General features: G+C 53.6%; 21 protein-coding genes. 12 read left to right on the top strand and 9 right to left on the bottom strand.

Annotated elements, in window-relative coordinates; genetic code table 11:
* Positions 1–19: 19 nt before the first annotated feature.
* Positions 20–1,216, bottom strand: coding sequence for an MFS transporter (locus tag K1X45_RS10355; RefSeq protein ID WP_255560389.1), 1,197 nt, complete (start codon positions 1,214–1,216; stop codon positions 20–22).
* Between the two features lie 136 nt (positions 1,217–1,352).
* On the opposite strand from K1X45_RS10355, the gene K1X45_RS10350 reads away from it, so the two are divergent.
* From K1X45_RS10350 to K1X45_RS10340, 3 genes are read left to right on the top strand one after another with little or no spacing between them, the layout of a single operon-like run.
* Entirely contained in the window at positions 1,353–1,961 is a 609-nt protein-coding gene (locus K1X45_RS10350) for a TetR/AcrR family transcriptional regulator (RefSeq protein WP_116088665.1), read from the top strand.
* Between the two features lie 20 nt (positions 1,962–1,981).
* Positions 1,982–2,368, top strand: a complete 387-nt coding sequence (locus tag K1X45_RS10345) for a GFA family protein (RefSeq protein WP_220158764.1) — start codon at positions 1,982–1,984, stop codon at positions 2,366–2,368.
* Between the two features lie 7 nt (positions 2,369–2,375).
* On the top strand, positions 2,376–2,729 hold the full coding sequence (locus tag K1X45_RS10340) for a VOC family protein (protein WP_220158763.1): 354 nt from the start codon (positions 2,376–2,378) through the stop codon (positions 2,727–2,729).
* Between the two features lie 61 nt (positions 2,730–2,790).
* Here the strand turns inward: K1X45_RS10340 and pheT are convergent, their stop codons facing one another.
* The 5 genes from pheT to infC form a co-directional block, all read right to left on the bottom strand.
* On the bottom strand, positions 2,791–5,208 hold the full coding sequence (gene pheT / locus K1X45_RS10335) for a phenylalanine--tRNA ligase subunit beta (RefSeq protein WP_220158762.1): 2,418 nt from the start codon (positions 5,206–5,208) through the stop codon (positions 2,791–2,793).
* 20 nt (positions 5,209–5,228) lie between these two features.
* Complete coding sequence (gene pheS, locus K1X45_RS10330) at positions 5,229–6,338, bottom strand: phenylalanine--tRNA ligase subunit alpha (protein WP_075653947.1); 1,110 nt, start codon at positions 6,336–6,338, stop codon at positions 5,229–5,231.
* A 178-nt stretch (positions 6,339–6,516) separates the two neighbouring features.
* On the bottom strand, positions 6,517–6,918 hold the full coding sequence (gene rplT / locus K1X45_RS10325; RefSeq protein WP_022709387.1) for a 50S ribosomal protein L20: 402 nt from the start codon (positions 6,916–6,918) through the stop codon (positions 6,517–6,519).
* 24 nt (positions 6,919–6,942) lie between these two features.
* On the bottom strand, positions 6,943–7,146 hold the full coding sequence (rpmI, locus tag K1X45_RS10320) for a 50S ribosomal protein L35 (RefSeq protein ID WP_113943738.1): 204 nt from the start codon (positions 7,144–7,146) through the stop codon (positions 6,943–6,945).
* A 309-nt stretch (positions 7,147–7,455) separates the two neighbouring features.
* Positions 7,456–7,995 carry a translation initiation factor IF-3 gene (gene infC, locus K1X45_RS10315; RefSeq protein ID WP_075653946.1) on the bottom strand — a complete coding sequence of 180 codons (540 nt, stop codon included), beginning with the start codon at positions 7,993–7,995 and terminating at the stop codon, positions 7,456–7,458.
* Between the two features lie 367 nt (positions 7,996–8,362).
* Between infC and K1X45_RS10310 the strand changes: the two genes are divergently transcribed.
* The 9 genes from K1X45_RS10310 to K1X45_RS10270 all read left to right on the top strand — a co-directional run bounded on the left by K1X45_RS10310 (position 8,363) and on the right by K1X45_RS10270 (position 17,322).
* Entirely contained in the window at positions 8,363–9,130 is a 768-nt protein-coding gene (locus K1X45_RS10310; protein WP_220158761.1) for a carboxylesterase, read from the top strand.
* Between the two features lie 33 nt (positions 9,131–9,163).
* Positions 9,164–10,309: a benzoate/H(+) symporter BenE family transporter gene (locus K1X45_RS10305; protein ID WP_220158760.1), complete on the top strand. Its 1,146-nt coding sequence runs from the start codon at positions 9,164–9,166 to the stop codon at positions 10,307–10,309.
* Between the two features lie 180 nt (positions 10,310–10,489).
* Positions 10,490–10,921, top strand: a complete 432-nt coding sequence (locus K1X45_RS10300; protein ID WP_022709384.1) for a DUF2852 domain-containing protein — start codon at positions 10,490–10,492, stop codon at positions 10,919–10,921.
* A 102-nt stretch (positions 10,922–11,023) separates the two neighbouring features.
* On the top strand, positions 11,024–11,821 hold the full coding sequence (locus K1X45_RS10295) for a M48 family metallopeptidase (protein ID WP_220158759.1): 798 nt from the start codon (positions 11,024–11,026) through the stop codon (positions 11,819–11,821).
* A 67-nt stretch (positions 11,822–11,888) separates the two neighbouring features.
* On the top strand, positions 11,889–12,551 hold the full coding sequence (locus K1X45_RS10290; RefSeq protein WP_220158758.1) for a phosphoribosylanthranilate isomerase: 663 nt from the start codon (positions 11,889–11,891) through the stop codon (positions 12,549–12,551).
* 48 nt (positions 12,552–12,599) lie between these two features.
* Positions 12,600–13,844: a tryptophan synthase subunit beta gene (gene trpB, locus K1X45_RS10285; protein ID WP_220158756.1), complete on the top strand. Its 1,245-nt coding sequence runs from the start codon at positions 12,600–12,602 to the stop codon at positions 13,842–13,844.
* A gap of 2 nt (positions 13,845–13,846) precedes the next feature.
* Positions 13,847–14,686: a tryptophan synthase subunit alpha gene (gene trpA / locus K1X45_RS10280; protein WP_220158755.1), complete on the top strand. Its 840-nt coding sequence runs from the start codon at positions 13,847–13,849 to the stop codon at positions 14,684–14,686.
* Between the two features lie 130 nt (positions 14,687–14,816).
* Positions 14,817–15,722, top strand: a complete 906-nt coding sequence (gene accD, locus K1X45_RS10275) for an acetyl-CoA carboxylase, carboxyltransferase subunit beta (RefSeq protein WP_220158754.1) — start codon at positions 14,817–14,819, stop codon at positions 15,720–15,722.
* Positions 15,723–15,984: 262 nt separating this feature from the next.
* Positions 15,985–17,322: a folylpolyglutamate synthase/dihydrofolate synthase family protein gene (locus K1X45_RS10270; RefSeq protein ID WP_220158753.1), complete on the top strand. Its 1,338-nt coding sequence runs from the start codon at positions 15,985–15,987 to the stop codon at positions 17,320–17,322.
* A 71-nt stretch (positions 17,323–17,393) separates the two neighbouring features.
* Here K1X45_RS10270 and trxA read toward each other — a convergent pair whose 3' ends face one another.
* The 3 genes from trxA to addB form a co-directional block, all read right to left on the bottom strand.
* Positions 17,394–17,714 carry a thioredoxin gene (gene trxA / locus K1X45_RS10265; RefSeq protein ID WP_151158825.1) on the bottom strand — a complete coding sequence of 107 codons (321 nt, stop codon included), beginning with the start codon at positions 17,712–17,714 and terminating at the stop codon, positions 17,394–17,396.
* Between the two features lie 110 nt (positions 17,715–17,824).
* Positions 17,825–21,355, bottom strand: coding sequence for a double-strand break repair helicase AddA (gene addA / locus K1X45_RS10260; RefSeq protein ID WP_370627117.1), 3,531 nt, complete (start codon positions 21,353–21,355; stop codon positions 17,825–17,827).
* Positions 21,352–24,480 (bottom strand): double-strand break repair protein AddB, encoded by a 3,129-nt coding sequence (addB, locus tag K1X45_RS10255; protein WP_220158751.1) that lies wholly within the window; start codon positions 24,478–24,480, stop codon positions 21,352–21,354. The genes addA and addB overlap by 4 nt, the downstream gene beginning before the upstream one ends.
* Positions 24,481–24,486 lie beyond the last annotated feature (6 nt).

Here is a 24,486-nt window from a genome sequence, read left to right as displayed (position 1 = left end):
TCACTCAATCACATCCCAATCACAGACGGCGCAATGAACGGGGTGCCAGTGTCAGCAATGCTGCCAGTGCCATGCCAAAACCAACCCAGAGCGGGGCATGCAGGCCGGAGCCGTTTTCCAGCGCCAAACCGCCCGCCCAGGGGCCAAAGCTCAGGCCGATATTAATCACCGAGGCATGCATGGCATTAACCAGTGCACCGGGATGGGCAATGCGCATGATACGGGCAACCAGCGGAGGATTAAGCGCAATCCCCGTCAGGCCGATCAGAACAACAGAAAGCAGTGCTGCCGGTTTTAACTCTGCAAAACACGCAAAAATCAGCATTGCAACAACCATCACTGCAATACCGCCAATCAGAAGCGGCATCGTATAGCGATCAGCAAAACGACCGTTCAGAAAGTTACCCGCAATATTGGCAATTCCATAGAGAGCAAGCAGAAACGGCATAAGATGAACCGGAAACTGTGCCAGATCGGTCATAATCGGAGAGAAATAGCTATAAAAAGCAAAAGACGAGCCGATTGCCAATGCGCTGGTGGCATAAGCTGCCCAGAGAGCAGGGTTGCGCATATCCTGAAGCTCAGTCTGCAAGGTTGCCGAGTGACCCGCAGGGCTTTTCTCAATTTTCAGCGCAACAGTCAAAGCGCAGAATAATATCACCAGCACGATCAGCCAGAAGCTGACCCGCCAGCCAAACAGGCTGTCTATCCATGTTGCCAGTGGCACCCCGAGCGCGGTCGCCAGCATCAGCCCCGCAAAGACCAGCGACACGGCACGCCCCCGCATATTGGCAGCAACCAGACGCGCAGTGATTGCCAGCATCAGGCCAAATCCTGCCGCAGCTGCAATACCGGTGAGCACACGGGCAATCATCATCACCTCAAAACTTGAGGTCGAGGCTGCAACGCTTTGAGCAATGGCATAGAAGATCAGGATACCAAGCAATCCGTTTTTATGTTCAACACGCAAAGCCAGAAACAGCAGCGTCACCACCGGCCCGCCAAAAACCATACCCAAGGCATAGAGGGAAATCAGATTGCCGATATCGGCAATAGACCGGCCAAAGGCCTGCTGCAGCGACGGCAACAGTCCGGAAATCATCAGTTCGGATGTTGTTAAAGCAAAAACACCCAGCGATAAGCAATAAACAACCAGCGGAATTGCTGGTTTATGCGTTTCGGAACGCGTAATCGTGTTAACAGCAATATTAGTCATTCGCTCCGCGGGCAGCGCGGAATCGCAAATATCAGTCATCGTGAATCTCATTATGTAGTGATGATTACATAATTCATAGCAACTTGAATGCTGCGGTCAAGTGAATTATATAAGACATACTAAAGAAAGGTATGAAATGGCTTTACGCGGCAGACCGCGCAGCTTTGATCGCGAAGATGCGCTGGACAGAGTTATGAAAGTTTTCTGGGAAAAAGGCTATGAATGCGCCCAGATTAACGACTTTACTGCGGCTATTGGCATTACCCCGCCGAGTTTTTACGCCGCTTTCGGCTCCAAGGAGCAGGCCTTCCGTGAGGCGGTGGATCATTACACCGCAACAATCGGCGGAGCGCCTCTGGTTGCGCTGGACAAAGCGGAGACGATTCAGCAGGGCATCCGCGCCATGCTGGAAACTCATGCAGATAAAACCTATGCTTGTTCTGCAGGCGGCTGCATGGTCAGCGTCAGCAGCATCCAGTGCAAACCGGAAAACAAACAGGTCAAAGAATTTCTTAAAACCATTCGCCAAACGGCTTTCGAGCGGATTTTCGCCCGCTGTGAACGCGCGCTGAAAGACGGCGACCTGCCGGAAGGCACAGACCTGACGCAGATGGCAGAATTCTACCATGCCATGTTGCAGAGCCTGTCCTATGAAGCCCGTGACGGCGGCAGCCGCGAGTCTGTGCAAAGCATTATTGAAATGGCTATGCGCGCCATGCCGGAGCGTGTAACAGTACCGGCCTGACAAACGGGACATCAGAAGAAATGATGAAAACCTATAGTGGCGGCTGTCTGTGTGGCTCCATCCGTTTTGAAGCGCAAAGTGATCCCTTAAAGCTCAAGCCCCATGGTTGCTGCTGCAAGAATTGCCAGCAACATACCGGTTCGCTCACAGCCGTGTGGGTGGAGTTTGCAGCTCAGGCCGTGCGCTGGACAGGAGAAGGCGGCGAGCCTGCCACATACCGCTCCTCCCATTATTCCAAGCGTGCTTTCTGCCCGTCCTGCGGCAGCTCTGTCGGTGCGATTGATGATGAGCCGGTTGTGGCGCTGCTGCTCGGCTGTTTCGACGATAATAATCAGCCGGAATTCGCACCGGAATATACGTCTTTTGAAGATAAAAAGCCCGACTGGTGGCATCCGGAACGCCGATAGAACCACAATGACCAGCCAGACAATCGCCTCCGTCCTCATCCATGTCAGTGATGTTGCTCAAGCCCTGCAATGGTATCAGCGGGCTTTTCCGCAAGCTGTAGCCTGCCGACTAGATGAGTTTGATTTCGACTATCTCAGGATCGGCACGATTGATCTTGAAATTGTGCCTGCCGATGAAAAAGTTGCCTCAGGCGCTGCCGGTTCTATCGTCTATTGGCAGGTTGAGGATTTCGATCAGGCTGTCGCGCATATGCTTTCAATCGGCGGAGTTCTCTATCGCGGCCCGTTAAATATTCAGGACGGATTGCGCATGTGCCAGATCCGCGATCCGTGGGGCAATTGCATAGGCCTTCGCGGCTAAATACAGAATTATAAAAAACCCGCCATTTCGGCGGGTTTTTTGTTTTCTATATTGGCAAAAATCAGCCGCGTAATGTGCCGCCGGTCTGCTTGGTAACAGCTTCGACGATCCGCTTGGCTACGCCTTCCAGATCTTCATCGGTCAGTGTGCGGTCAAGCGGCTGCAAGACGACTTCCACAGCCACAGACTTCTTGCCTTCACCCAGCGATGCGCCGGTGAAAATGTCAAACACCTGTGCACCGGCAATCAGCTTCTTCTCAGCAGAATTTACCGCACGGACAATCGCTGCTGCATCAACAGTGCTGTCGACAACAAAAGCAAAGTCACGCTTCACGCTCTGGAACTGCGACAGAGTCAGAGCAGGTTTGGTCGCACCGGATTTCTGCTTTGGCTCAGGGATCGCATCGATAAACACTTCAAAGCCGCACAGAGCGCCCGAAACATCGAGCAGTTCCAATGCATCCGGATGGAACTCACCGAAATAACCCAGTACTACTTTAGGGCCGAGTTTCAGCGTGCCGGAACGGCCCGGATGATACCATGACGGACCACCGGCTTCGATCTGAATACGGTCAACCGGCGCACCGCAGGCTTCCAGAACCGCCAGCGCATCCGCTTTCGCGTCAAACACGCCAACATTTTGCGCATTGCCAGACCAGAAGCGGCCTGCACCTTCAACACCGGCTGTACCGCGACGGATACCGCCAGCCACACGGCGCTGGTCTTCAGGCTTGTCACCTTCATAGGTACCCGACACTTCGAACAGCGCCAGATCAGCAAAACCGCGATCCGCATTACGCTGGGCTGCAGACAGCAGACCCGGCAGCAGCGAAGGGCGCATATCCGACATATCGGATGCAATCGGATTTGCCAGCTTCAATTCCGGTTTGCCGCCGCCGAAAGCTTTGGCCTGTGCTTCCGAAATGAAGGAATAGGTCACCGCTTCCATCATGCCGCGTGTTGCCAGAATACGTTTGGCAAGACGGGTACGGATCTGCAGAGTGGTCAGGATTTTTGTGTTTACACTGCCCATATTTGGCAGCGGCTGCGGTTCAATCTGATTGATGCCGTGAATACGCATCACTTCTTCAACCAGATCGGCCTTGCCTTCCACATCACCGCGCCATGACGGTACTTTGACCTGCAAAACAGCCTTCCCGTCACCTTCAACCGCGAAGCCGAGGCGTGCCAGAATATCCGCAGATTCCTGATAGGAAACTTCAATACCGGTCAGGCGTTTAACTTCCGATACCGGAAATTCAATCGCGCGCGGGCTGTATGGTATGTAGCCGACAGTCTCTGTTTCAGTCGGTTCACCGCCGCAGAAATCCAGCACCAGTTTCGTTGCCAGTTCAACACCGGATTCCATCATTTCCGGATCAACGCCGCGTTCAAAACGATAGCGTGCATCAGTGATGATACCCAGCTCACGACCGGTACGCGCAATCATACGCGCATCCCAGAGCGCGGATTCAATCAGCACATCCGTGGTGTTTTCATCGCAACCGGAATGTTCACCGCCCATGATGCCGGCAATGGATTCCACGCCTTTTTCATCGGCAATCACATAATGATTTGCAGACAACTTATATTCGCGCTGATCGAGTGCCAGTACGGTTTCACCTTCTTTGGCAGCGCGAACAGTCAAGTTGCCCTGCACTTTGGCAGCATCAAACACATGCAGCGGGCGGCCATAATCGAAGGTCACATAATTGGTAATATCCACCAGTGCATTGATCGGGCGCAGACCGATTGCTGTGAGGCGCTGCTGCAGCCATTTCGGGCTCGGGCCGTTTTTAACGCCCTTCACCAGACGCAGCGAGAAACCATTACAGAACGGCTTATCAGCATCCTGATCGAGAATAACTTTAACCGGTGTAGCGCCTGCACCTTTAACCGGTGCAATCACATCACCTTTCAGCTTGCCGAGACCGGCTGCTGCCAGATCGCGGGCAATACCATGCACACCAGTGCAATCCGCACGGTTTGGTGTGAGGCCGATTTCGATGACCGGATCATCAATGCCCATATAGGTCGCAAAGCTCATGCCTACAGGCGCATCTTCCGGCAGATCGATAATGCCGTTATGCTCATCAGACAGTTCCAGCTCGCGCTCGGAACACATCATGCCGAAGCTCTCAACACCGCGGATTTTGCCGACAGACAGCGTAACATCCAGACCCGGCACATAGTCACCAGGCTTGCCAAGGACACCCACCAGACCGGCGCGGGCATTCGGTGCACCGCACACGACCTGTACCGGCTGACCCTCACCGGTATCAACAGTGAGAACGCGCAGCTTATCTGCATCCGGGTGCTGAACAGCGGTCAGCACTTTGGCAATTTTAAATGTTTTGAAGGCCGCGCGGTCATCAACCCCGTCCACTTCCAGACCAATATCTGTCAGCTTTTCGAGAATTTCTTCCAGCGTGGCATCGGTTTCAAGGTGATCCTTGAGCCAGGAAAGCGTGAATTTCATCTGTTTATACCTTCCTGTATTTACGCGCTCAGACCGCCGAACAATGTCGGCAGATCAAGCGGGCGGAAACCATAGTGATTGAGCCAGCGCACATCCGCATCAAAGAAAGCGCGCAGATCAGGCATGCCATATTTCAGCATCGCGATACGGTCGATCCCCATGCCCCATGCAAAGCCCTGATAGACATCAGGATCATAGCCTGCATTGCGCAGCACATTCGGATGCACCATGCCGCAGCCGAGAATTTCCAGCCAGTCATTGCCTTCGCCGAATTTCACATTGCCACCAGAACGGTCGCACTGAATGTCAACTTCCATCGACGGCTCAGTGAAAGGGAAGAAGCTCGGACGCAGACGCATCTTGACCGAAGGCACTTCAAAGAACGCCTTGCAGAACTCTTCCAGCACCCATTTGATATTAGCAACATTCGAGGATTTATCGACAACCAGACCTTCCACCTGATGGAACATCGGTGAGTGGGTGGCATCGGAATCCATACGATAGGTCTTGCCCGGAATAACGATACGGATCGGCTCATCGCGACCTTGGCTTTCACGCAGTTTCGCAAAGCGCTCCATCGTATGTACCTGTACCGGCGAAGTATGGGTGCGCAGCAGCTTGCGCTCACCATTTTCATCCGGCTGGAAGAAGAATGTATCGTGCATTTCACGCGCCGGATGACCTTCAGGGAAGTTCAGTGCCGTGAAATTGTAATAATCGGTTTCAATGTCCGAACCTTCGGCAATAGAGAAACCCATATCGGCAAAAATTGCCGTAATCTCATCAATCACCTGAGAAATCGGGTGAATACGACCGCGCGATGCAGCGGAAGGGCGCACCGGCAAGGTCACATCGACCTTCTCGCGCTCCAGCTTCTCAGCAATTGCGATTTTACGCAGCTCGGCTTTACGGGAAGTCAACGCATCCGTGACGCGGTTTTTCAGACCATTAATGGCCGGTCCCTGTGTCTGGCGCTCTTCAGGGCTCATAGCGCCCAGCGATTTCAGCTTTTCAGAAACCGAACCTTTTTTGCCGAGAACGGCAACACGCACGGCCTCAATCGCCTGTTCATCACCGGCAGCGGCAATCTCTGCCAAAATGCCCTGTTCGAGTTGTTCAAGATCGCTCATTATTCAGATCCTTGATAATTGTGCCGTGCAACAACATCTGTTTTTCTCGCATGAAACAATGCGTAAGCCGCTTCTGCCCCATCCGGTATCGTTTTTATTTCAAACGAAAAACCCGCGCCAGTACCACCAGCGCGGGTTCTCCAAATACAATTTCAAAAGCTTTGGAAGAGCGGCTGGCTTAGTTGACAGCGGACTCAAAAGCGTTTGGAGTTGTGTCTTTCAGATATTCAAGCGCTTTCTTTGCGGATGCAACGAGCGCGCCGAATGCTGCTGGCTCATGAATAGCCAGATCCGACAGGACCTTACGGTCTACTTCGATGTTTGCTTTAGCAAGACCATCGATGAAACGGCCATAGGTCAGGCCATGCATGCGAACAGCAGCATTGATACGCTGAATCCACAGAGCGCGGAAAGTGCGCTTGCGGTTCTTGCGATCGCGGTATGCATACTGTTTCGAACGATCGACAGCAGCTTTAGCAGTGCGGATCGTATTTTTACGACGACCGCGGAAACCTTCAGCCTGCTTCAGGACTTTTTTGTGCTTTGCGTGAGCTGTCACGCCGCGTTTAACACGTGCCATAGTATGATATCCTTAAACTAATGCTTACAGGCCGTTCGGCAGGTAATTCTTGACAACAACTTTGGCATCGGCCTCGGAGAGAACCATGGTGCCGCGTGCATCGCGAAGGAACTTGTTTGAACGTTTGATCATACCGTGACGCTTGCCAGCTGCAGCAGCCATCACTTTACCAGTACCGGTGATTTTGAACCGTTTCTTGGCAGCAGATTTGGTCTTCATCTTGGGCATTTTGCTACTCCTTAATTATAGTCCCTGTCGTATCTGCGATACTCCACGCCTCTTGTTTTAATCCCCCTCGTGCCTCGGCACTCCGGCTCTTATTCTCAAGACGTTTTGTCTGCATAAGGCAGAGACTCGATTGTACTTTCAGGCCGACCAAAGCCTGAAAAGCATACAAAACCGCCACGGCATGCCCTGCCGGTCGGTTTGAACAGCGCTTCAATACGCACAAATACAGTAAAAAGCAACTCCAAAGAGTCTAAATAAAAAGCCGCCCGTAGGCGGCTATTTCATTTTACAAAACAGAAATTGCTCTGCTTATCCGCGTGGTGCGAGAACCATCATCATCTGACGGCCTTCAAGCTTTGGCTCTGCTTCAACCTTAGCGATTTCCGCAGTATCTTCCTTAACACGCTGCAACAGCTTCATGCCAAGTTCCTGATGCGCCATTTCACGGCCACGGAAACGCAAAGTAACTTTGACCTTATCTCCGTCTTCAAAGAAACGTCCTGCAGCCTTCAACTTCACTTCATAATCGTGATCGTCGATATTCGGACGCATTTTGAGTTCTTTGATCTCAACCGTCTTTTGCTTCTTACGCGCTTCGGCAGCTTTTTTCTGGTTTTGATATTTCAGCTTGCCAAGATCAACGATCTTACAGACCGGCGGCTCCGCATTAGGAACAATCTCAACAAGATCCAGACCCGCCTCTTCAGCGAGTGCAATGGCTTCCTGAATCGTCACTGTGCCATGGTTCTGGCCTTCGGCGTCAATAAGCTGAACCCGGGGTACCCGGATATCTCGGTTGGAGCGCGGTCCGTCTTTCTGGACCGGCGTCGCTCTGAACGGTCGGCGAATGGTCGTATTCTCCTCGAATTATTAAACATATACGGTGAATTCATGTCCGGATACGGGCTACGAATACCGCAGCTGCATCTTCAGCCTGTCTAAGGCACGCAGGGCAGCGCGAAAGTCAATAGCATCTTTTGAAATGCAAATCACCCCCCTCGGGGCAATATCAATGCAGTAAAATCACCCGAAAACCGGCTTAAAAGCTGCTTCTCATCACAGTTTCATTACTATGATGAGAAATCGGCATCTGTGTGGCTGCTTTTAAAATGAGCATTGCCTCGCAGAATTTCAAGTTTATAGCTTGTGACAGCAATGTTTCGCCACCAAACAAAATTTATACGCCTAAACTTATAAGCATAGTCAGGAGCACCCCATGACCGATCAGGCCCCGCAGTTTCTTGATGTCAAAGGCACATCAATCGCCTTGCGTCACAGAAAAGGTGACAAAGCCCCCGGTCTTGTCTGGCTCGGCGGTTATTGCTCTGACATGCTCGGCGGCAAAGCTCAGCATCTCGATCAATGGGCGGAAGCACATAATCATTCCATGCTGCGCTTTGACTATTCCGGCCATGGCGAATCCGGCGGTGAATTCAAAGATGGCACAATCTCGCTCTGGCTGGAACAAAGCCTTGCCACCTATCGCGCCTTCACAACCGGCCCGCAAATTCTGATCGGCTCCTCAATGGGGGGCTGGATTGCGCTGCGGATAGTGCAGGAACTTATCAAAGCCGGTGAGAAGCCTGCCGGTCTGATCCTGCTTGCCCCCGCTCCGGATTTTACACAGGCTCTGGTGGAACCAGCACTGACGGAAGATCAGAAAAACCAGCTTAAAACACAAGGCTATATGGAAGAGCCGTCAGAATACTCACCGCAACCTTATATCTACACCAAAAATCTGATTGAGGACGGGCGTGCCAATCAGGTGCTCAACGGCATTATTGAAACCGGTTGCCCCGTGCATATTCTGCAAGGCATGGAAGACCCTGATGTGCCTTATGCCCATGCGCTGCGCCTCGTTGAACATCTGCCGGTTGATAATGTGACACTGACGCTGATCCGCGACGGCGATCACCGCCTCTCGCGCCCACAGGATCTTGATTTGCTGACACGCACTGTGGAAGCCATGATCGCGCAAATATAACAATAAAAAGCCTGCAATAATCGGGAGGGGATCATGCGGTTTTCAGTGGTAGCATCGGCTGCGGTTGCAGCTTTTGTTGGTTTTGGCGGTACTTTGGCGCTGATTATTGCAGCAGCGACTGCACTTGGTGCAACGCAGGCCGAGACAGCAAGCTGGGTCACCGCCATATCACTGGCGCTCGCTGTCTCATCCGGCTATCTCAGCTGGCGTTACCGCATCCCCATCATTACCGCATGGTCAACACCGGGGCTGGCACTGATCGGTGCCAGTATCGGCTTCACCATGCAGGAAGCCGTCGGCGCATTTATTGTCACCGCACTTGCGATCATCATCACCGGCCTGATCAAACCGGTGGCAAAATTTGTCGAGCGGATTCCCGCATCCATTGCCTCCGGTATGCTGGCCGGTGTTTTATCGAGTTTTGTCATCAATGCCGCCAAAACTCTGTCGCTTGACCCGTTGCTGGTCTTGCCGCTGATCGGTTTGTTTCTGATTATCCGCCTTTATAATCCGGCTATGGCTGTCATCAGTGTGCTGATCGGCGGCGTGATTTTTGCGCTGCTGCTCGGTCGTGCCGATAATCTGCCGACACCGGAACTCTCCACTCTGACGATGATTGTGCCGGAATTCTCTCTGTCCGCCATGATCGGGCTGGCACTCCCGCTTTATCTGGTGACCATGGCATCCCAGAACCTGCCCGGTTTTGCTGTGCTACGTGCCGCCGGATATGAACCGCCAACCGCAGCCTGCTTGCAAGTAACCGGTCTTGTCTCGCTGATCTCCGCGCCTTTTGGTGCCCATACCAGCAATATGGCGGCAATTTCAGCAGCAATCTGTACCGGTCATGATGCCCATTCCGATCCGAAACAACGCTGGCTGACCGGACCGTTTTATGCGCTGTGCTATCTGATTTTTGCGATTTTCGGCGCATCACTGGTTGCCGTCTTTGCCGTACTGCCACCGGCGCTGATTATGCTGATTGCCGGTCTGGGGCTGATCGGCCCGTTCATCAATGCCTTGTCGCTCGCTTTGAAAAACGAGCATGAGCGCTTTGCCGCTATTGTTACTTTTGCCGTCACGGCTTCCGGCATTACAATCTTAGGCATCGGCTCGGCCTTCTGGGCGCTGATTGCCGGTTTAATCGTCGCGGGATTGGATTATTTTTCAAAATTTCGCTGAGAATTTAAAGCTTTGAAAAAGTTTAAAAATCAGTTCTGAAACACCGGTAAAACCGATCTGCCGACCCCGCAAAAACACCGATTTTGCGGGGTTTTTCTTGAATTCCGGCTCCGTACACACCACGTATTTTAGCGATTGATGATTACTTCGGATCATCAAGCTGATTTACGGAGCCATCTCATGAACACATCCGCATTGATCCGTCCAGCCTGGACACCGGCAACAATTGCACTGATGGTCTTAGGCTTTATCTTTTTCTGGCCGCTTGGTCTTGCCATGCTGGCTTATATCATCTGGGGCGACCGTCTGCCCGGTGTGAAACGCGACATCAATCAGGCGACTGATGAATTTGTCGGCAAATGCCGCCGCAAAGGTCAAGATTTCTCCCGCTTCACCGGCGGCATGCAATCGACCGGCAACAGCGCCTTTGATGACTGGCGTGATGAAGAGTTGAAGCGCCTTGATGAAGAACGCCGCAAGCTTGATGAAGCCCGTTCGGAATTTGAAGCGCATATTCGTGAACTGCGCCGCGCCCGCGACCGTGAGGAATTCGAACGCTTCATGGCTGAACGCCGCAAAAACACGTCAAAAGATGATGTGATTGAGCTGTAACCAGCGCGCATATTTACACACCACCTCAGAGGCGCATCGGCAGATGCGCCTCTCTTATAGTTCCGCTTATAACTCCATAGGCGAATCACCTATGATCCCCGCATGATCCTGTCATTGTTCCGCAAACCTCCGCTCAAAAAAGCAGCTAAAAAACAGCCTGCGCCGAAAGCACTGCGTGCCGAGCGGACTTATCCTGTTGCGGGACGCAGTCTGCCGCTGAGTGTCTGGGAAAATCCGCGCGCCAAAAGACTGACCCTGCGCATTGAAACCGGCGGCAAAGCTATCCGTGTTACCGTTCCGCCGCGTCTGCCGGAGCGTGAGCTTGATCTGTTTATCGCCCGCCATCACGGCTGGATTGAAGCACAAATCTCCAAAGTACCGGTCACTGAGCCTTTTATGGACGGCAGCACCATTCATATTCGCGGCATTGCTCACCGGATTGTGCATGAACCGGCAAAGCGCGGCACCACAAGGCAGGATCACGATGAAAACGGTCAGGCCATACTGATTGTGCATGGCGATGCCCAGCATATGGGACGACGCATTGCCGACTATCTGAAGAAACTGGCCAAGCTTGATATTAACGGGCTGGTGCTGGTGCATACGGGACGCATCGGTAAACCGGCAACTTCCGTGCGCTTTAAAGACACAACCAGTCGCTGGGGCTCCTGCACTTCGAAGGGAGATCTGGCATTTTCATGGCGTATTATGATGGCACCGGCAGAGGTGATCAATTATCTGGTCGCTCATGAGGTTGCCCATCTGATCGAAATGAATCACGGACCGGATTTCTGGGCGCTTTGCACCAGACTCTGCCCTGATACACCAACATCACGGGCATGGCTCAAACGGCATGGCAGTGCACTCCATGCGGTTTCCTTTGCCTCAGTGACGGATTAAGCTGTCCCTCCGGCTTTTTACGCGCTAAACTCCATACCTAATCAATAAACAGTCTGAAATTAAGCAAATGTCCTCCTCCGCTATTGAAGTTAAAATCTGCGGCCTGAAAACGCCGGAAGCCGTGGAAACCGTTCTGAAAAACGGTGCCAGCCATATCGGTTTCATCTTTTTCCCGAAAAGCCCGCGTCATCTCGAGCCTGCACAAGCAGCCAGGCTTGCCGCTGCAGCTCGTGGAAAAGCCAAAATCGTCGCTGTGACTGTGAATGCCGATGATGCGCAGCTTGATGAAATTGTCGCTGTGCTGAAACCGGATATTCTGCAATTGCATGGTAATGAAACGCCGGAACGGGTGGCTGAGGTGAAGCAGCGCTACGGCCTGCCGGTGATGAAAGCCTTTTCCATCCGCGAAAACAGCGATTTTGATGTGGTTGCACCCTATCAGGGCATTGCAGACCGTTTTCTGTTTGACGCGAAGGCGCCAAAGGGTTCAGAACTGCCGGGCGGCAATGGTGTCTCTTTTGACTGGAACCTTCTGAAAGAACGGCAGGATCTGGGCAATTACATGCTTTCAGGCGGTCTGAACGCAGAAAATATTAATGTGGCTCTTGCCAAAACAGGCAGCTTTGCTATCGACATTTCATCAGGTGTTGAAAGCGAGCCGGGCAAAAAAGACGTGCATCTGATTGATGCGTTTTTTGCAGCCGTGCGTGAAGCAAGCAATACGAAATAAGACTGCCTTATAGGCATCCATTTGAATCAAAGATCGGAAGCATATCTCATGTCGAGCGAGCTCAATTCTTTCAAAACCGGGCCGAATGAAGACGGCATGTTTGGCATTTACGGCGGGCGTTTCGTTGCTGAAACCCTGATGCCGCTGATCCTCGATCTGCAGGCTGCCTATGATGCAGCCAAAGAAGACCCGGAATTCAAAGCCGAATTGCAGGCGCTCTCCACCCATTATGCCGGTCGCCCTTCCAAGCTCTATTATGCTGAAGGCCTGACCCGCTATGTTCGTGAACAGGCGCAAGCCAAGGGCGGCAAAGGCGGCGCGAAGATTTATTTCAAACGCGAAGACCTGAACCATACCGGCAGCCATAAAATCAATAACTGCCTCGGCCAGATTCTGCTTGCCAAGCGTATGGGCAAAACCCGCATCATCGCGGAAACCGGTGCCGGTCAGCACGGCGTGGCATCGGCCACCGTTGCTGCACGCTTTGGCCTGCCATGTGTGGTCTATATGGGCGCAACAGACGTAGAGCGTCAGAAGCCGAATGTGTTCCGCATGAAGCTACTCGGCGCGAAGGTCAATGCCGTGACCGCCGGTAACGGCACGCTGAAAGATGCGATGAACGAAGCCCTGCGTGACTGGGTCACCAATGTGGAAGACACCTATTACCTGATCGGCACGGCTGCCGGCCCGCATCCTTATCCGGAAATGGTTCGCGATTTTCAGTCTGTAATCGGCACTGAAGCCCGTGAACAGATGCTGGAGCGCGAAGGTCGCCTGCCGGATGCGATTATTGCGGCTGTCGGCGGCGGTTCCAATGCGATTGGCCTTTTCCACCCGTTCCTAGACGACACATCGGTAAAAATCTACGGTGTTGAAGCCGGTGGCCTTGGTCTGGATGGTGACAAGCATTGCGCTTCCATGACCGCAGGCAATCCGGGTGTATTGCATGGCAACCGCACTTACTTGCTGCAGAATGAAGACGGCCAGATTCTTGAAGGTCACTCGGTTTCTGCCGGTCTCGACTATCCGGGTGTGGGTCCTGAACATTCATGGCTGAAAGATACCGGCCGCGTGAATTATGTGCCGATTATGGATGATGAAGCGCTCGAAGCTTTCCAGATCACCACCCGCACGGAAGGCATTATTCCGGCACTGGAATCCTCTCATGCAATTGCACAGGCGCTGAAGCTGGCACCGGAAATGGATCAGGATCAGATCATGATCGTCAATCTCTCCGGTCGCGGTGATAAAGACGTGCACACTGTCGGCGAAATTCTCGGAATGGAAATGTAATCATGACAAAACGTATGGATGAGAAATTCGCGGCACTTCGCGCTGAAGGTCGCCCTGCGCTGGTCACTTATTTCATGGGCGGTGATCCTGATTACGCAACATCGGTTGAAATCATGAAAGCGCTGCCGAAAGCCGGTGCCGATGTGATTGAAATCGGTATGGCGTTTTCCGATCCGATGGCTGACGGCCCTGCCATTCAGGCCGCAGCCCTGCGTGCACTGCATGCAGGCCAGACCTTGCCGAAAGCATTGCAGATGGTGCGTGATTTCCGCGTGAGCGATGACACAACACCGATCGTGCTGATGGGCTATTACAACCCGATCTATATTTACGGTGTTGAGCGCTTCATCAAAGATGCGCTGGAAGCCGGTATTGACGGCCTGATCGTTGTCGATCTGCCACCGGAAATGGACGAAGAATTGTGCATTCCGGCAATTAAAGCAGGTATCAATTTCATTCGTCTGGCTACCCCGACCACGGATGAAAAACGCCTGCCGAAAGTGCTCGAAAACACCTCCGGTTTTGTCTATTACGTGTCGATGAACGGGATTACCGGTTCGGCGCTGGCAGATACTGCACAGGTCAGTGAAGCTGTTGCACGGATCAAAAGCCACACAGACCTGCCGGTTTGCGTTGGTTTTGGCGTTCGTTCAGGCGAGCAGGCAAAAGCAATCGGTGCATCGGCTGACGGCGTGGTTGTCGGCTCCGCGATCGTGGCTGCTATTGCCGGTACATTGGATGCCAATGACAAGGTTCAGGGGAATCCTGTTGCTGCCGCAACGGCTGTTGTCAGCGAGCTTGCATCCGGTGTTCGCAGCGCCCGCCTTGCTCCTGCCCAATAAGCAGCGTAAAACAGATAATTAAGCTTGCCGGAGTAATCCGGCATTCTTTGTGTTCTGAATTTTGCGCTTTAAGCGCAATTTGGTATAAGAGCACAAAGACTTCAGGAATTAAGAACAACGGAAAGCCCATATGAACTGGATTACGAATTATGTCCGTCCGAAGCTCAACTCCATGCTGGGGCGTCGGGATATGCCGGAGAATCTCTGGATCAAGGACCCGTCAACCGGTGAAATGGTGTTTCACAAAGATCTGGAAAGCAATCAGTGGGTGATCCCTGCTTCCGGCCATCATATGCGCATTCCGGCTAAAGACCGCCTGCGTTTCTTCTTTGATGAAGGCAAATATGAGACTCTGGAAAACCCTAAGGTTGCAACAGATCCGCTGAAATTCCGCGATGAAAAGAAATATGTTGATCGTCTGAAGGACTATCGTAACCGCACGCAGCAGGATGATTGCATTATCAATGCGCTGGGTACGATTGAAGATCTGCCGATTGTTGCCACCGTTCAGGACTTTGCTTTCATGGGCGGCTCCCTCGGTATGGCTGCCGGTGACGCGATCATCAAAGCAGCAGAAACTGCCATTGCGAAGAAACGTCCACTGGTTCTGTTCACCGCTTCCGGCGGTGCACGTATGCAGGAAGGTATCCTGTCACTGATGCAGATGCCGCGCACAACTGTTGCCGTGGAAATGCTCAAAGAAGCAGGCCTGCCTTATATCGTGGTTCTGACCAACCCGACTTTTGGTGGCGTAACCGCTTCTTATGCTATGCTCGGCGATGTTCATATTGCCGAACCGGGCACAATGATCGGTTTTGCCGGTGCACGCGTGATTGAACAGACGATCCGTGAAAAGCTGCCGGAAGGCTTCCAGAGCGCGGAATATCTGCTGGATCACGGTATGATTGATATGGTGGTTTCCCGTCTCGAGATGAAAGAAACCGTTGCCCGCATCCTGAAAATCATGATGAAGCAGCCTGCAGCCGAAGTAAAACCTGCTATTGCTGAAGATGCTGCACGCGCTGCTTCTGCCTAATAGTTTTATCCTAACCAGCGAAGATTTTTTCCGGTTGAAGTACTTTTCGCGCCGCTAAACCAGCGGCGCGTTTTCTTTTATAAGTACCCTGTTGCAAATCAGGTCGCAAACTGGTCAGTTCATCTGCGATTATCAGAGCGTATCCCAAAAAGTGTGAAGCGCCTTCGCAGGGAAATCAGTTCACTGGACTGATTTCTTTTCCTGCTTCGATTGGAATAAGATACGCGTAAAAACAAAAAGATAGAGCATTTCCGGATCTGCCATGACAAAAAATCTCACCGCCGCACATCGTATTGAACGCCTTCTGGAAAAACACCCGAAGGGTTTTGACCTGTCTCTCGAGCGTATCAGCCGCCTGCTGGAAGCGCTGGGCAATCCGCAGGATAAGCTGCCGCCGATCATCCATATTGCCGGTACCAACGGCAAGGGTTCAGCCACTGCTTTCGCCCGCGCGCTGCTGGAAGCGGAAGGACTGGCAGTGCATGTGCACACCTCCCCGCATCTGGTGAACTGGCATGAGCGCTATCGTCTGGGGCGCAAAGGCGAAACTGGCCAGCTGGTGGATGATGCAACGCTTTCGGATGCAGTTGCACGGGTAACGGAAGCCAATGGTGAGCATATGATCACCGTATTCGAGCTTCTGACTGCCGTGACCTTTGTACTTTTCGCCGAGCATCCGGCAGATGCAGTTATTCTGGAGGTTGGTCTTGGCGGACGCTTTGACGCCACCAATGTCATCACCAAACCGGCCGTATCGCTGATTATGCCGGTCTCGCTCGATCACCAGTCCTATCTCGGCGATAAAGTCGAAATCATTGCCGCTGAAAAAGCCGGAATTATCAAACGCGGTTGTCCGGTGGTGATCGGCTTCCAGAGCAGCGATGATGCCCGTCAGGTGATGATTGATATTGCTGACCGTTTGCGCTGTCCGCTGAGCGTTTTCGGGCAGGATTTCCTCGCCTATCAGGAACATGGCCGCATGGTCTATCAGGATGAGAGCGGATTGATTGATCTGCCGCTGCCTCGTCTCCCAGGCCGTCACCAGATTGCCAATGCAGCAGCTGCCATCAAAGCCGTGCGCGAAGCCGGTTTTGCTCTAAGCGATCAGGCTGTTGAGATAGCCATGACATCTGTGACATGGCCAGCGCGCATGCAACGCCTGACACAGGGTGATCTGATGCGCTTTGCTCCTGAAAAGGCTGAAGTCTGGCTTGATGGCGGGCATAATCCGGGTGCTGGCGTGGTCATTGCCGAGGCGCTTGCCGAGCTGGAGGAGCGTGATCCGCGTCCGCTCTATCTGATTACCGGTATGATCAATACCAAAGATCCGGTCGGTTATTTTGAGGCTTTCAGCGGCATGGCGAGACAAGTCTATACGGTGGCGATCAGTTCCAGCGATTCCGGTATCGACCATGAAACACTGGCCGATGCAGCACGCAGAGCTGGTCTGGAAGCTATGCCGGTTGCAAATGTTGCTGAAGGGCTGAAAGCCATCAAGGAACAAGTCAAAGATGATGTGATTGCACCGCGCATTCTGATCGGCGGCTCGCTTTATCTGGCAGGCGATGTACTGGCAGCAAATAACACACCACCGCAATAAGCGATGATTTGTATAAACAAAAAACCCCGCATGAACACTCATGCGGGGCTTTTTGATAATGCTTTATCCGATTAAGCCGAAGCTTTAATCCAGTCAGCCAGACGGCTCTTTGGTGCTGCACCCACCATATTGGCAGCGATTTCGCCATTTTTGAACATCAGCAATGTCGGGATGGAACGTACGCCATATTGCGCTGCCAGTTCCGGATTTTCATCGATATTCACCTTGGCGATCTTCACCTGACCGGACATTTCTGCTGAAATTTCTTCCAGTGCCGGTGCAATCATTTTGCAAGGTCCGCACCATTCCGCCCAGAAATCCACCACAACCGGTTCAGAAGCTTTCAGCACATCGGATTCGAAATTGCTATTGTCAATTTTAACGGTCGCCATAGGCTTTCCTCTTTCGCTGTTACAGGCCAAAACCTGCTATGAAATTCATTATTAGCTGATATGTGGTGTCATTGTGATGAAAGGTCAATATAGTTTTCGAAGCGGCCTCTTCATACAGCCTTGCCCAGAGCAATCAGCGCCTGTTCCATCACATCCTCATCCAGCACAATCAGATGCGGCCCTTCAGTGAACAGCAATGCAGCCTCAACACGTTTATGCGGATAAAGCGGCTCAACCAGCGCGCGATACAGTGCAAGCTGAGTGATATAGGCCTGCGGCACTTCCTGCTGCGTGCGGGCTGGCGGACGGTTGCTTTTATAATCCACAATCAGCACACGGTCGTCTTCGACACAAATCCGGTCGATCTGGCCGGAAACAACCTGTTCCTTGCCGCGCAGCTGCAGCTTACCCATCAATGAGACTTCCGCTTTGGAAGCCGGTGAAAATACCGCCGCAAATTGCGGATCATTCAGAATAGTACTGACCGCTGCCAGTGCTTTTTCGCGCTGCGATTCATGCCAATCGCCGGCAGCAATATTCAGATAACGCTGTGCCGCCTGCTCGCGTTGTTCCGCAGGCAAATCCGGCAGGCGCTGCAACAATGTATGGATCACTGTACCGCGCTGCAAGCCGAAGCTGCGGCCACCGCCCTCGGTCTGTGCGCCCTGCTCCAGAACCGGCGAGCCGCTGCGCACAACCTGCTCTGCATCTGCCTCAATCAAAGCGGAGGCACCGGATGGTGTCAGCGGGCGTGGCAGTCCCTGCTCCGGCTCCAGCGGCCTGCGATAATGCTCAGGCAATGGCGGATAGGCGGTCTCAGTCGCATCCGCTTTGTCCTGTATCTCCAGTTCCGCAAGTTCTGTCTTGCGATAACGCCGTGCGCTCACACCTTCCACCGGATGATCATAGGCCACGGCCTCATCACCCAGCCCGTCAGAGGTCAGTTTCAACCATGTGTTTTCGCTCTCGCGCTCACCGCGATAACCGCACAGGATCAGCCGGTCTTCCGCACGGGTCATACCGACATAAAGCAGACGGCGATATTCTTCCTCAGAGCGGGTTTTAAGCTCTTCCAGCAGCTCCGCTGTAAAACCGGTGCCGTAATCGCTTTTCGGCAGCCAGAGAAAGCCTTTGCCCTCATAACCGTCCGGCTCAGCCATATCAAAGCTCAGCAGCTTTGGTGCACGCCCTGCCGACCATGCGGCATTGCCGGGATCAACCATGAAAACCACAGCCGCTTCCAGCCCCTTGGAGGCATGCACCGTCATGATACGCACTTCATCGCGGTTCTGATCCAGCTCGCGCTTGATTTCCGGTGAAGCTGCTTCCAGCGTTTCCAAAAAAGCCTGTAGCCCGGGCAGGCCACTGCGCTCAGTTGCCAATGCGTAATTCTGGAATTCGTCGATCACATCACCGGCTTCCGGCCCGAGCCGTGCCAGCAATTTACGCCGTCCGCCATCTTGCCCCAAAATACGGGCATAGAACTCAAAGACCGGCATTGTATCGGCCATATTGCGCCAGCGACGCAGTTTTGTGTACAGCACCTGCCAGCTCGCAGCATCCGGCACATCGCTTTCACCCAGCTTCTCCATCGCTGCATAAAGCGTCTGCTTGGTGCCGCGCGGCTGCGCAAGACGATAAAGCTGCTCCTCGGTCAAACCAAAGAGCGGGCTTTTCAGCACACTTGCCAGTGACAGATCATCCGCCGGTTGCAGCACAAAACGCCCGACAGCCATCAGGTCTTTAATCCCGATGTGACTGGTAAGGCGCAGGCGGTCAGCACCGGCCACCGGCACGCCGCGATTTTTCAAAGCGCGAGACAGCGCAGGCATAAACAGATCACGCTTGCGCACCAGCACCATAATATCGCGCGGCTCCATCCGCCGCCCTTTGCCATGGATCGGCTCACCTGTATCAAGCCAGTGACGAATAGTTGTGGCAATCTGCTCAGCCAGCTTGACGGCCGGTGCAGGTAACTGGTCGATTGGCGTGCGCCAGTCCTCAACCTCTTCAACCTTTTCCGGCGTCAGAATATCCCAGACCTCAACCTCACCGGCGTCATTGGAACGGATCGCCGCATGAACGGTCGGCTGCCGCTCAATACCAAGTCCGCGAAAAGCCTCTTCACGCGAAAATACCGTGTCCACCGCCGACAACACATCCGGTGTCGAGCGGAACGAGAAATTGAGACTGACTTTTTCAAAGCTCAATTCCGCACGCGCTGCCATACGTGAAACAGCTTTACCGGTCGCCGCAAAATCCTCAGGGCGTGCGCCCTGAAACGAATAGATCGACTGTTTCTCATCGCCCACTGCGAAAAGGGTACGGCGCACATCGCGCTGCCCCGAGCCGGAGAAGAACTCGGCGGAGAGCATATTGATAACCTGCCACTGTTCAGGGCTGGTATCCTGCGCCTCATCCACCAGAATATGATCAATACCGCGGTCGAGCTTATACTGCACCCACATGCCCGCACCGTTGCGCGACAGCAGTGAGACTGTGCGATTAATCAGATCGTCAAAGTCCAGCAAGCCGCGATTGCGCTTCATCTTTTCATAGCGCGACAGCAGATCATCAATCAGCGTGAAGGCTGCAAGATTGAGCCGGATCAGCTTCAGCAATTTAAGCCGGTCGAGCCCTTCATGAATATCGGCAGCAACACGATTAAAGTCGTCTTCGAAATCCGGTAGTTCCGCTTTGACCGCAGCAGTCGCCACCCATGAGCCGTTTTTCGGCTCGCCTGTGGATTTGAGAAATGCCTTGCGCAGAATATCCTGCATTTGTGCCGGTGTGGTCTGCGGTTTAATCATCCGCAATTGCAGCACCACATCCTGCGCACGGGCAGCAGGCTTGCGCAAATTCATCACCGCATCCAGCACATCTTCTGAAAATTCAGCCACCGGCCAGAGATCGGAGAGAATATCAGCTTCACTATCTTCCGGATCAAAGCCGAAATGACGGTAAAAAACATCCTGACGGGTTTCGGCAACGCCGGTCTGCCGGATAAAACCATGCAAGGCATGGCGCTTGGACACCGCTTCATCCAGCAGATTTTCCAGTCCCATTTCACCGGCGGCTTCCAGCACCGTAGCGAAAGCTTCAGCCAGACCCGCATGGGCAGAGGTGGAGGCCACTTCCAGCAATTGCCGCCGTGCTTCCCCTACCAGTGCCGTCTGCATCATATCATCGAGCATTTCAAAATGACCGGCAATATTCGCTTCGAGCGGAAACTGATGCAGGATGGATTCACAAAATGCGTGAATGGTCTGGATTTTCAAACCACCCGGTGTTTCCAAAGCACGGGCAAACAAGCGCCGTGCAATTTCAAGGCGGATTGCATCGGGTTCACGTTTTTCCAGATCTTTGAGTTTTTTGCTCAGTCCCTCATCATCCAGTACTGCCCATTCCGAGAGCCGCTGAAAAACGCGGTTTTGCATCACTGCCGCTGCGGCTTTGGTATAGGTCAGACAAAGGATTTTGGACGGGTCTGTGCCCTCCAGCAGCAGCCGGATCACCCGTTCTGTCAGCACATGGGTTTTGCCGGAACCGGCATTGGCCGATACCCAGACGGAATCGTAAGGGTTCGCAGCCTTGGCCTGTGCATCAATGGTTTCCTGCGGGATGATTTTAGGTTTCATTATGCATCTCCGCCTTCGTCAGCACCACCGGCAGACCATTCCAGAACACGCGCCAGATGATCATAATCACCCGTCAGATCACTTTCACGGAACGGCAAAGCACGGGAACGATAGCCCTGCTCCTCGCGATTATATTCCGTCAGTAATTCACCGAGACGCGCCCATGATTCCTCACCCAGCTCCACAGCGGTTTTCACGCTGGCACCGCGATCCGTACTGAGAATGGATTCCGGCTTGAGCCTTCCGCCGCCCTGCAAACGCACATAGAGCAAATCTTGCGCATCGCTCTGGCCGATTTCTTTAAACGCACCGCGCCGAAGCAAAGCCGCTTCCAGTGCCAGCTGCGGCGACAGCAGCACATGAGCCTGTCGCACTGATGGTGTGGAGCCGGTCTTATAGTCAATCACCACCGTCGTGCCATCACGCATCACATCAATACGGTCAGCACGGCCGGACAGTGTCACAGCCAGCGGTTCGACAACAGCTTTTGCCGATGAAATCTCCGCATGGCGCTCACGCACATAAGGCGCACGCTCACGCTCCCAGTGCAAGAACTCCGGTATCAGCGCGGTAAAACGCGGCCACCACACGGCTTCAATCTCCGGCGGCAGATCAGCATCAGTAAAGGCACCGCGCCCGATTTCCAGTAATCCTTCTTCTGCCTGCGGTGACATAGGATCAATATCGCGGCGGGTAAATTCGCCGAGAATATCATGAAACAGCGTTCCGCGCTCAGCCGCAGCCGGATCGCGGATCAGCGGTTCCAGAGCACGCAGACGCAAGACTTTCTTAGCGTAGATCGCATAAGGATCGCGGCGCAGTGTTTCAATTTCTGTGACTGAGAAATGTTTCGGTCGCGCATCCACCGGAGGCTTCGGTTCAGGACGCGAGACAAACGGCACATCAGGGCTGACATCGAGCAAACGCGCCCAGTGCAGATATTTGCCGCCGCGCTCGCGCATGGCGTCCGTTACCGCTTTACCCGTCACCGTTTCCAATCGCAGCAACCAGCGCGACGGCACAGTCGGCGCATTTTCAGAGCGCTGCGAGCGGGAGAAAATCACCTGCTCCATACCCGTTGCCATGGCAAAATCATGCGCGGCCAAACCGGTACGCACTTCCGGCGGATCAAGCGCTATCATGCCTTTCATCGGGCGTGACATAAACGGATCATTACGGGTTTTCGCCGGCCAGATGCCCTCATTCAACCCGCCGACAATCACCGTATCAACCGTCTGAAGACGCGCTTCCAATGCACCCCAGATAAATACGCGTGGATGGCCGCCCGGATGCGGCTTGACCGTTTCATTGGCCAGCAGCGCTTCAAACATATCCGGCCATTCTTCCGGCAGAAAATCCAGCCCTGTATCGGCGGCAATCAACTGGCGCAGAAATGCACTGAACTGCTCGCCCTGCTGCCCCTGATAGAGCAGATGCACCGTATCATCGATATCCCGCGCCAGATTTTCCAGTGCCTCGACACTCGCCCGCATGATCTGCGGTACTTCAATCCGCGCCTGAATGCGTATGAGATCAGTCAGCGGTGCCACGGCGGCAGTCATCGCCGCACAGAAAGTTCGTAATTGCTCCAACTCTGCAACCGGAACATGATCCGTCCAAACCGGATCGTAGAGTTTAGATGAGGATTCCATCATTTTCTGTTCAAGGAAGCCTGGCAAATCGGCAATATCCGCCCTGCCCGTACCACCACGTAACGCGACCAGCTCCAGCATTTCCGCGAGCCTACGCAGATCACCGCGCTTTTGCCCCAGCCGCACCAGCGGGTGCTTGGCCAATGCCAGCAGTGCCACCGGATCACCCGGTTCAAATACACAGGTAATCAACAGACGCAGCAGAATAACCGCCTCTGTATCGCGCAGGAGTTTACCGCCGGAATCATCCGCATCAATGCCGAAACGGGTGAGTTCCAATACCACACGCCGCGCCAGATTACGGTCAACCGTCACCAAAGCTGCGGTTTTATCCGGTGCTTCAATCGCATCCCGCAAGGCCAGTGCCACCGCCAGTGCTTCTTCACGCTCATTGGACGTTTCGATCAGCGCCACATTCTGCATTGCATCGCGCACAGCCTGCGCATCGAGCTTTAAATGCCCCCATAGGTCTGTGGTTTCTGCCGGACGCAGCGCCTCACTAACAATGCGCTCGCGCATACGCTTAGCCGGATTCGTAATTTCCAGATGCCGAACATCGTCACGACGGCATTGCATCTGATCCAAGAGCTTACGCAAACCATATTGCGGGTGACCATAGGTGGACGGATTATTCAGCCCGTCGGCAAGCAAGGTCCATGCCTTCTCGTCCAGATCACGATCCAGCCCCGGAAACACCACGGCGCCCTTTGGCAGGCGGGCAATCGTTGCCACCAGCTTTGCTGTTGCCGGAATAGAGCCGGTGGAACCGGCGACAATCACAGGGCCTTGCGGCGGATTTTTCTGCATCCGCTGCGTTTCAAATTCAATCAGCCAGTTGCGGTGCTGCGAAGCATTGGAGCGGTTGCGCTCAGCCAGAACATCCGGCCAGATTTTGGTGACGATTTCCAGAAATTGCAGTGTCACCCGCCACCAGTCGGCAAGTTCTTCCGGTGCGATCAGACCAAGTTCGCTCCAGCTCGCGCCTTCTGTCTCCACCTGATCCATCAGTCGCACCAAATCGCGCGCCAGCCAGATAGCATCAGCAGTCGTTGCCGGAATGGCAATATCCTCTGCCCCGAACAGTGCACGGATATGCGATGGCAGGCTTTCCCGCCACGGGCGGATCAGCTGCGCGAGCAATAATAGTCGTTCCGGCTCACTCATCGGCGGGGCAAGCTGGAGAAACTCTTCCGCAGCACTGTCAAACAGCGCTGCACTTTCCTCCACATCACCCAACGGGCGGATAGACGGCAAAAGAGCGGCATTAGCCGGATTCCGGTCAACCAGCAAAGCACGCAGAGCACGTGCCGCACGGCGTGTCGGCACATAGATCACCGCGTCTGCCAGAGCCAGCGGATTGCCTGCATCGGCGCCGAAGCCTTCGATCAGCTCGCCATTCAACAAAGCATCGGCAAAACGCGGCAGAAATGGTGTTCCCGATGCAATAGAATAAAGACGCGGACGCCGCTCGCTCATAGACCC

Source organism: Pseudochrobactrum sp. Wa41.01b-1, assembly GCF_019464455.1.
Classification (GTDB): domain Bacteria; phylum Pseudomonadota; class Alphaproteobacteria; order Rhizobiales; family Rhizobiaceae; genus Pseudochrobactrum; species Pseudochrobactrum saccharolyticum.
This window is presented reverse-complemented; position numbering and strand designations above follow the sequence as displayed.